Source organism: Pelomicrobium sp. G1, assembly GCF_051905455.1.
In the GTDB taxonomy this organism is placed as follows: Bacteria; Pseudomonadota; Gammaproteobacteria; order Burkholderiales; family UBA6910; genus Pelomicrobium.
Genome location: NZ_JBQACR010000113.1, coordinates 1 through 432, shown reverse-complemented (window position 1 = coordinate 432; position 432 = coordinate 1). Strand labels below are relative to the sequence as shown.

The window sequence follows — 432 nt, the reverse complement described above, 5'->3', positions numbered from 1 at the left end:
CTGGAGTGCCGAGCGCGGGGAATTGAGTGTTGGTTCCCGCCGCGCACTGACAGATGCGGTGTTCGCGCTGACCCGACGAGGTCTCGGAGCGAGGCCTGAAGGCCGCATGCAGCGGACGGCGTCGCGCGCCGCAGCGGATGCTTGGGCGTTAGTCAGCCAAGCACGCGCCAGGAATTCGAGGAAGGGCGCCGCTGAGCGCCCGGGAGCATGCCGAATGCCGTGTGCTGCAGGCTGCAGGACGCCATCCGCAAGCTTCTCCGCGATCTGCGGACACGCTGCTTCTACCGCTACACCCCGCCCCGGCCGCTCGAGGAGATCGAGGCCGACATCCGGGTGATCGAGGGCGAGATCGTGCGGATGCTGGCGGAGGTGATGGGTGGGCAGGCGGGCTGAAGGCGCAAAACGTCGGCAGATCAAACATGGGTGCTGACA

Annotated in this window: 1 protein-coding gene; it reads left to right on the top strand. The window is 67.4% G+C overall.

Translation table 11 applies throughout. From position 1 onward, the window contains the following. Positions 1 to 219: 219 nt before the first annotated feature. Positions 220 to 393, top strand: a complete 174-nt coding sequence (locus ACTFO6_RS17730) for a hypothetical protein (protein WP_439935741.1) — start codon at positions 220 to 222, stop codon at positions 391 to 393. Positions 394 to 432: the final 39 nt, after the last annotated feature.